This window comes from Bradyrhizobium sp., from assembly GCF_035701725.1.
GTDB lineage: Bacteria > Pseudomonadota > Alphaproteobacteria > Rhizobiales > Xanthobacteraceae > Bradyrhizobium.
In genome coordinates this window covers 1-8,870 of record NZ_DASSRP010000142.1, presented here as the reverse complement: position 1 = coordinate 8,870, position 8,870 = coordinate 1, and the positions used below count along the sequence as shown (strand labels likewise).

Genomic DNA, 8,870 nt, shown 5'->3' with positions numbered 1-8,870 from the left:
GTAGCCAACGAAGACTTTGCGGCCGCCATGAGTGCAATGGCGAAACTTCGCCCTGCGGTCGACGCGTTCTTCGACAAGGTCAAGGTCAACGACGACGACGCCAGCGTGCGCGAAAATCGGCTCAAGCTCTTGAACGAAATCCGCGCGGCCACGCGGGCGGTCGCCGACTTCTCCAAGATCGAGGGCTGAATTGGTAGATCGGTCAACGCTCGCAGCCTACGACAGGGATGCTGCAGTGTTTGCCAAGGAATGGCACGAGCAGCCTGCGCCGGTTGATCTGCACGGGATCATCCAACGTTTCTTCATCGCTGGCGGTCTGACCGCAGATATCGGCTGCGGCAGCGGCCGCGAGGTTGCGTGGCTGAACGCCAATGGCTTTCCGGCCAAGGGATTTGACGCCTCCGATGGGCTGTTGGCGGAGGCACGCGCGCGTTATCCGCAGCTCGAATTCACCCACGCCGAGCTGCCGGATCTCGATGGGATCGCAGCCGAGACCTATCACAACGTGTTGTGCGAGACCGTCATCATGCATCTCGAACGGGCGCTGATTGCACCCTCCGTTCGCCGCATGCTCGAGATCGTCAAGCCGGGCGGAATTCTTTACTTGAGCTGGCGCGTGACCACGGGCGAAGACCAGCGCGACAGGCATGAACGCCTCTATGCAGCGTTCGAACCGTCGTTGATCCGTTCCGAACTGGCAGCCACAACCTTGTTGCTGGATGAGGACGTTGTCAGCGCCTCCTCAGGCAAGCGCATTTGCCGCATTGTTACCCGCAAGCCCTGACGCCGTGGGCTTCTTCGGCGATTCAATAAGAAAGAGCCCCGCCCGGGCGGGGGGAGACCGGGCGGGGCCTTGATGTCCGGCCGCCGCTGCGGCAGGCCGGACAAGACTTCGCATAGCGCTGGCGGGTCTAGTCGACCACCTGCACGATGCGGCGTGAACGCGGCTCGACCAGCACGGTCTCGCCGTTCACTACCGTGTAGCGATAAGGCGTTGCGCCGAACGATTGTGGTACGTCATAGAAGGTAATCCCGCTCTCAGGCAGGATCGCCCCGACCACGACGCGATCGGAGATCGTGTAGTTGGGGACGCGTTCCTGCACGATATATTGGCGAAATGCCGGACGCTGATCGGCCGCGATGCCGACGGTGCCGTTATCGACCATCACCGTGCCTGTGCCTGAGCCGGCGACGCCCACGGTGTTCTGCGCCTGCGCGGCAATTGGCGCGCTGACGGCGGCCACAAGCGTGGCTGCGGCGATAAGATGGTTTCGCATGCTCTGTTCCTTCGATGAGGGTTGCGCGCCGGCGTGCGGCCGGCTTGCAAGCGATCCAATTCATCGCCGCTATCATCGTTCCCCAGAAAAAATGTCTCAGCAGCGCGTTGTTTCCGATGAATTTCCGGAACGAGGAAGGAACCCATTGAGGGCAAAAGCGTCTGTTTGCGTGGAACACGGCAAGGGGGGAGGATAAGGTGTCGCTCCTCGATTCTGTCCAATCATCAGAGGAGCTGTTCTCCCCATGACCCTCACTGTCGCTCACATCTCGCCGATCATCTCCGTCATTGCGGGCCTTTTGATCTTGATCATGCCGAGGCTGCTGAACTTCATTGTAGCAATCTTCCTGATCCTCAACGGCTTGATCGGGCTCGGGCTTTTGAGGTGGCTTCATCTGTAAGTAGTGGGCTCGGGCGGCTTGCGCCGGGCCGCCCAAAGTGGTGTAAGGCGCACAATCTCCCAATCTTCAGCGGATCATTTTCTGTCATGGCCAAAGCCGTCGCTAAACCGAAGAAAACTGCTGCAAAATCAAAGCCATCCGCGGCGGTCCGGGCCAAGCCCGCACCATCTGCTTCCGCCCGCAAGGCGCTGAAGAAGAGCCCGGCCAAACCGGCGAAAAAGCTGGTCCCTGGCAAGGCAGCAACCGATACCGCCAAGGCGGGCAAGTGGGTTTTCACCTTCGGCGACGGCAAGGCCGAGGGCAAAGCGGAATTGCGCGATCTGCTCGGCGGCAAGGGCGCCAACCTCGCCGAGATGGCCAATCTCGGACTGCCGGTGCCGCCCGGCTTCACCATTCCGACCTCGGTCTGCACCTATTTCTACGCGCACGGCAAGACCTATCCAAAAGAGCTGAAGTCGCAGGTCGAAAAGGCGCTCGACTATGTCGGCAAATTGACCGGCAAATCGTTCGGCGATTCCAAAAATCCGTTGCTGGTTTCCGTGCGTTCGGGAGCTCGCGCTTCGATGCCGGGCATGATGGATACCGTGCTCAATCTCGGTCTCAACGACGTCACGGTGGAAGCGCTCGCCGAATTGTCCGGCGATCGCCGTTTTGCCTACGACAGCTATCGCCGTTTCATCACCATGTATTCGGACGTCGTGCTCGGTTTCGAGCATGCACATTTCGAAGACATCCTCGACACCTACAAGGACAGCCAGGGCTATTCGCTCGATACCGACCTCACCGGCGACGACTGGGTCGAACTGGTCGGCCAGTACAAAGAGGCTTTGGCCCGCGAAACCGGATCGGAATTCCCGCAGGATCCCCACGATCAGCTGTGGGGCGCGATCGGCGCGGTGTTTTCGTCGTGGATGAACGCGCGCGCGGTGACCTACCGCAAGCTGCACGACATTCCGGAGTCCTGGGGCACCGCGGTCAACGTCCAGGCGATGGTGTTTGGCAATATGGGTGAGAGCTCCGCGACCGGCGTCGCGTTCACGCGCAACCCGTCGACCGGCGAGAGCAAGCTCTACGGCGAGTTCCTGATCAACGCGCAGGGCGAAGACGTGGTTGCCGGGATTCGCACGCCGCAGGACATCACGGAAGACGCGCGCAAGGAGTCCGGGTCGGACAAGCCTTCGATGGAAGAGGCGATGCCTGCTGCGTTCAAGGAACTGACGCGCATCTACACCATGCTCGAAAAGCACTACCGCGACATGCAGGACATGGAGTTCACGGTCGAGCAGGGCAAGCTGTGGATGCTGCAGACCCGCAGCGGCAAGCGCACGGCCAAGGCCGCGCTCAAGATCGCGGTCGAACTCGCCAATGAAGGCCTGATCTCCAAGAAAGATGCGGTGCTGCGGATCGATCCGGCCTCGCTCGATCAATTGCTGCATCCGACCATCGATCCCAATGCCAAGCGTGATGTGATCGCGACCGGCCTGCCGGCATCTCCTGGCGCCGCCTCGGGTGAGATCGTGTTCTCGTCCGATGAAGCCGCGAAGCTTCAGGCCGACGGGCGCAAGGTCATCCTGGTCCGCATCGAGACTTCGCCGGAAGACATTCATGGCATGCACGCGGCCGAGGGCATTCTCACCACCCGCGGCGGCATGACCTCGCATGCCGCGGTGGTCGCGCGCGGCATGGGCAAGCCTTGCGTCTCCGGTTGCGGCGCCATCCGCGTCGACTACGGCCGCGGGCTGATGAGCATCGGCTCGCGCACCTTCAAGACCGGTGACGTCATCACAATCGACGGCTCGCTCGGCCAGGTACTGGCCGGCCGGATGCCGATGATCGAGCCGCAACTATCCGGTGAATTCGGCACGCTGATGGGCTGGGCCGATGCGGTGCGTAAGCTCGGCGTTCGCGTCAACGGCGATACTCCGGACGATGCGCGCACCGCCGTGAAGTTCGGCGCCGAAGGCATCGGTCTTTGCCGCACCGAGCATATGTTCTTCGAGGAAACCCGCATCCGCACCGTGCGCGAAATGATCCTCTCCGAAGATGAGCGTGCTCGCCGCGCCGCGCTCTCGAAGCTGCTGCCGATGCAGCGGGCCGACTTCGTCGAATTGTTCGAGATCATGAAGGGTCTGCCGGTGACGATCCGCCTGCTCGACCCGCCGCTGCACGAGTTCCTGCCGCATACGCAGGCCGAGATCGAGGAAGTCGCGCGGGCGATGAACACCGACCCGCGCCGGCTGGCCGATCGCGCGCGTGAACTTGCCGAGTTCAATCCGATGCTCGGCTTCCGCGGCTGCCGGCTTGCGATCGTCTATCCCGAGATCGCCGAAATGCAGGCGCGTGCGATTTTCGAAGCCGCGGTCGAGGCCGGTAAGCGTACCGGCAAGGCCGTGAGCGTCGAAGTGATGGTGCCGCTGATTGCAACCAAGGCCGAGTTCGACCTGGTCAAGGCGCGCATCGACTCAACGGCGCAAGCGGTGATGAAGGAGACCGGTGCCAAGCTGGACTATGTGGTCGGCACCATGATCGAACTGCCGCGCGCCTGTCTGATGGCCGGCGACATCGCCAAGACCGCGGAGTTCTTCTCGTTCGGCACCAACGATCTGACGCAGACGACCTATGGTATCAGCCGCGACGATGCCGCGAGCTTCCTCGGCGCCTACGTCGCCAAGGGCATTCTCGAGATCGATCCCTTTATCTCGGTGGATCGCGACGGCGTCGGCGAACTCGTGAAGATCGGCGTCGCGCGCGGCCGCAAGACACGGCCTTCGCTCAAGGTCGGCATCTGCGGCGAGCACGGCGGCGATCCTGCTTCCGTCGCTTTCTGCCATCAGGTCGGGCTCGACTACGTCTCGTGTTCGCCATACCGCGTGCCGATCGCGCGTCTCGCTGCCGCGCAGGCTGCGCTCGGCAAGGCGGTCGCGAGCCAGGCCTAAGTCTTGCGCATTCTGTTGAAAGACGGGCCGTGCCAAGCGCGGCCCGTTTTCATTTGCCGCCACGGAACTCGTCGAAGATTTCTTCATCATTCTTGTTGACGCGATATTTACCACTTTGTTGAAGCGACGATTTACCAACGCTTTGGAAGTGATCGGCGCAAAACGATCGTGCGATTGCGTGTGTCGCGTCCGACACGCCGATTAACTCCCTCGCAACCTAAATTAGTTACTACCCGAAACGATCGAATTGCACGGAGGTACTGGAATTCGATCGCGTAAGCGTAGTGTTGCGTTGCGTGAGCGTAAAATGGCACAGTTGCGTAGCCGGCCGAGGAACGCACGTCTTGCGTTCTTCGGTCTCGGTCTTTGCAGTTTCGCATTGACCCCGACCGACATCGGATATCAGGACATTGCGTCACGCCTTGCGCAGCAACCGGGCGTCGCGGAGCGTTGGCATAGAAGCGTATTCGCCAGTGTCGGCACCATTCATGTCGCGGCCTATAGTTTCAGTCGCCCGATCGGCACGGCCGCGCCTCAGGTCGCCCGTTATCAGCTCGCCAGCTTCAATCAGAACGGCGATATCACCGGCTCGATTCCGCGCAACCAGGTGCTGCAAACGCCGCCGCGCTATCAGGCTTCCGATTTTCCCAAAGTGGATCGCACGCTCAAGGGCGATCGCCTGATCGTGGCGCCGCCGCCGGAAGTTGCCGTGCCTGTCGACGCCGATCCTGCCAAAGTGGAGCCGTCGCCGGCAACTTCTCCGGTCGCCGGGGCCAAGAGCGCACAAGCGCAGCCGCCTGCCGCGCGCGCACCGCTCGATCCGGAGCTCGCAGAAGCCCTGAGCGCGCCGCCACTGCCGCAATACGATGCCTCGCTGTCGCCCGAGCCCCAACGGCTGCAGGATTCAAAAAGCCCGTCCGAGGCCGACCCCGCCAGTTTTGACGGCGAGCCCTCGCGCGAGGGCTTCTCGGTCAAGACCGCGAGCCTGTTTTTCGGCAGTCAATCGCTCGGCGCGCCGCTCGAGACCATCGAGCGCTGGCAGCCCGGCGAGGAGCCGGTGATCGTGATGCCGCAAGCGCATGCCGATCCCGACATGAAACTCGCCTCACTGCCGACCCAGAGCGAAGCGTCGAAATCCGCCGCCGAGAGCGGTGAGAGCATCGCACCCAAGGGCGAGGTCAATTCGGATGACCAGCGCGACAAGACACCGGCCGAACGCCTGGGACTGCTGGACGACAAGTCACGCGCCAAGTCGGAAAAATGCCTTGCCGAAGCCGTGTACTTTGAGTCCCGTGGCGAAGCCGTGCGCGGCCAGATCGCCGTGGCGCAGGTCGTGCTCAATCGCGCGTTCTCGGGCTTTTACCCCACCACGGTGTGCGGCGTGGTCTACCAGAACAAGCACCGGCATTACGCCTGCCAGTTCACCTTCGCCTGCGACAATGTCGCTGACGTCGTCCGCGAACCCGATATGTGGGACCGCGCCAAACGGATCGCCAAAGCGATGCTCGACGGTCAACTCTGGTTGCCGGAGGTCGGCAAGTCGACTCACTACCATGCCTATTGGGTGCACCCGTCCTGGGTCAGCGAGATGAAGAAGATGTACCGCTTCGGCGTACACACCTTCTACCGCCCACGGGCCTGGGGTGATGGCAGCGAAGCGCCGAGCTGGGGCACGCCGGCGCAGACCGCGCAGATTTCGGCGGAGCTCGCCGGAGCGGCGAAAAGCTCGGCCGAAATGTCCGAGAGTTCTTCCCGGCGCTAGTGTCGAACTTCCGAAGTTTCAGAAGTTCGCATGACGAACCCGCGGCAGAAATGATGCGGACTTGAACCGCCACACGGGCGGCCATTGCGTTTTGTCATCGTGTGCATGACATAACCTCATTCGAGGTCGCCCTCTGGAAACGCGCAGGTCTGGCTTGCACATTGCACGGTGTACAGTGACTGTCATTTCGATTTACATGCATCTGCTTTAATCTGCGTCGGCGGTGTGTTGGCTGTCTTCTGCCTTGCGTCTTCGCGCCGGAAGCGATTGTTGTGGAGATCTGCATGGCTTCGATCGAAATCGACCAGCGCCGGCTAGCGGCTGGTTGGCGCACGCCGCTGGTGATCATCGTCTGCGGCTGTGCGATCGCATTGTTGAGCTTCGGGCCGCGCTCGGGCGTCGGGTTTTTTATCCAGCCGATGGGGCGGGAGTTCGGATGGGGCCGCGACGTTTTCGGCCTCGCGCTTGCGGTGCAGAATTTGCTGTGGGGATTGGGCCAGCCGATCGCCGGTGCGGTCGCGGACCGCTTCGGCGTGACGCGCGTGATGTGGGTCGGCGCATTGCTTTATGCCGCGGGCCTGTTCTTGATGAGCCATGCCACCACGCCGCTCGCACTCGATATGGGCGCCGGCGTGCTGATCGGCTTCGGGCTTTCCGGTTGTTCGTTCAACCTGGTGCTGTCTGCTTTCAGCAAGCTGTTGCCGCCGGAGCGGCGAGGGCTTGCGCTCGGCGCCGGGACGGCCGCCGGCTCGTTTGGCCAATTCCTGTTTGCGCCGTTCGGCGTTGCGCTGATCGATAATTTCGGCTGGCACGCGGCGCTTTCGGTGTTCGCGGTCATGATGTTGTTCATCCTGCCGCTGTCGCTGGCACTGGCAACATCGCCTGCGGCAGCACCGGCCGAGGCGCCTGTCGCAGATCAGCAATCGTTCAGGACGGCGCTGGCGGAGGCGTTCGGGCATCGGTCTTATGTGCTGCTCGTGCTCGGCTTCTTCACCTGCGGCTTTCAGCTTGCCTTCGTCACCGTGCATTTGCCGGCCTACCTTTCTGATCGTGGCATCGCCACATCGACCGGTGGCTGGGTGCTTGCGGCGATCGGCTTGTTCAACATCGTCGGCTCGCTCAGCGTCGGCTGGTTGCAGAACGTGCTTCCGAAGCGCTACATCTTGTCGGTGATCTACTTCACGCGCGCGCTGGCGACAGTTGCGTTCATCTCGTTTCCAATCACGCCGTTTTCGGCGATCGCATTTGGCGCCATCAGCGGTCTGACCTGGTTGTCGACAGTGCCGCCGACTTCGGCCCTGATTGCGCTGATGTTCGGCACCCGCTGGTTTGCAACACTGTACGGTTTTGCATTTGTCAGCCATCAAGTCGGCGGCTTCCTCGGCGTCTGGCTCGGCGGAATCGTGTTCGAGAAATTCGGCTCGTACACGCCGATCTGGTGGCTTTCCATTCTGTTCGGCGTGCTGTCGGCGCTGATCAATCTGCCGATCGTCGAGGCTCCGGTCCGCCGTCCCGTTCTGCTGCCGGCCTGATCGTCCGCGATATCGCTCTCGCCGCACGATTTTGCGAGTGATAGGATTGGCACTCGCAAAACAAGCGCCGGGAGAGTTGCGTTGACCACATTCAAAGCGATCAGGATCGACAAGGCCGACAAGGGCACGACCGCAGCCCTGGTCAAGTTCGACGAGGCCGAGCTGATGGACGGCGACGTCACCGTTCGCGTCGAATGGTCGACCCTGAACTACAAGGATGGCCTGGCCGTTACCGGCAAGGCGCCGGTGGTCCGGCGCTTTCCCATGATCGCCGGAATCGATTTTGCCGGTACCGTTGAGCAGTCGACCCATCCGCGCTGGAAAGCGGGCGACCGCGTGATCTGCAACGGCTGGGGGCTCGGCGAGACCCATCTCGGCGCCTATGCCGAGAAGGCGCGTGTCAAAGGTGACTGGCTGGTGCGCTTGCCTGATAGCATTTCCGCGCGCGATGCGATGGCGATCGGAACTGCCGGTTATACCGCGATGCTGGCCGTGCTGGCGCTGGAGCGACACGGCCTCAAGCCGGCCAACGGTCCGGTGGTAGTCACCGGCGCGGCCGGTGGCGTCGGTTCGGTCGCAACCGCAATCCTCGCCAAACTCGGCTATCACGTCATCGCATCGACCGGCCGCACCTCGGAGGCCGCCTATCTCAAAGGCCTTGGCGCGGCCGAGGTGATCGACCGTAACGAGCTTTCGGGACCGGCCAAGCCGCTCGCCAAGGAGCGGTGGGCGGGAGGGGTAGACAGCGTCGGTTCGACCACGCTCGCCAATCTCCTGTCGATGACCAAGTACCGCGGCGCCATCGCCGCCTGCGGGCTCGCCGCCGGCATGGACCTGCCGACCTCGGTCGCCCCGTTTATTTTGCGGGGAGTGTGTCTGCTCGGTATCGACTCCGTGATGTGCCCGCTGGAGCTCCGCGAGGTCGCCTGGAAACGCCTCGGCACTGACCTGGAATCGGGAAAA

The 8,870-nt window shown here is 62.4% G+C and carries 8 protein-coding genes; 7 read left to right on the top strand and 1 reads right to left on the bottom strand.

From position 1 onward, the window contains the following. The coding region (locus VFL62_RS08295; RefSeq protein ID WP_325171886.1) for a DALR anticodon-binding domain-containing protein at positions 1–189 on the top strand (189 nt) is incomplete at its 5' end. Between the two features lies 1 nt (position 190). Further along, positions 191–784 carry a class I SAM-dependent methyltransferase gene (locus tag VFL62_RS08290; RefSeq protein ID WP_325171885.1) on the top strand — a complete coding sequence of 198 codons (594 nt, stop codon included), beginning with the start codon at positions 191–193 and terminating at the stop codon, positions 782–784. Between the two features lie 127 nt (positions 785–911). Here VFL62_RS08290 and VFL62_RS08285 read toward each other — a convergent pair whose 3' ends face one another. After that, positions 912–1,277: a DUF1236 domain-containing protein gene (locus VFL62_RS08285; RefSeq protein WP_325171884.1), complete on the bottom strand. Its 366-nt coding sequence runs from the start codon at positions 1,275–1,277 to the stop codon at positions 912–914. 244 nt (positions 1,278–1,521) lie between these two features. On the opposite strand from VFL62_RS08285, the gene VFL62_RS08280 reads away from it, so the two are divergent. The 5 genes from VFL62_RS08280 to VFL62_RS08260 form a co-directional block, all read left to right on the top strand. Beyond that, positions 1,522–1,677: a DUF3096 domain-containing protein gene (locus tag VFL62_RS08280; protein WP_325171883.1), complete on the top strand. Its 156-nt coding sequence runs from the start codon at positions 1,522–1,524 to the stop codon at positions 1,675–1,677. 86 nt (positions 1,678–1,763) lie between these two features. Then, positions 1,764–4,613 (top strand): pyruvate, phosphate dikinase, encoded by a 2,850-nt coding sequence (ppdK, locus tag VFL62_RS08275; protein ID WP_325171882.1) that lies wholly within the window; start codon positions 1,764–1,766, stop codon positions 4,611–4,613. Between the two features lie 307 nt (positions 4,614–4,920). Then, positions 4,921–6,375 carry a cell wall hydrolase gene (locus VFL62_RS08270; protein WP_325171881.1) on the top strand — a complete coding sequence of 485 codons (1,455 nt, stop codon included), beginning with the start codon at positions 4,921–4,923 and terminating at the stop codon, positions 6,373–6,375. A 284-nt stretch (positions 6,376–6,659) separates the two neighbouring features. Further along, positions 6,660–7,907: an MFS transporter gene (locus tag VFL62_RS08265; RefSeq protein WP_325171880.1), complete on the top strand. Its 1,248-nt coding sequence runs from the start codon at positions 6,660–6,662 to the stop codon at positions 7,905–7,907. Positions 7,908–7,988: 81 nt separating this feature from the next. Next, positions 7,989–8,870 (top strand): MDR family oxidoreductase (locus VFL62_RS08260; RefSeq protein ID WP_325171879.1); only part of this gene is annotated, 882 nt, incomplete at its 3' end.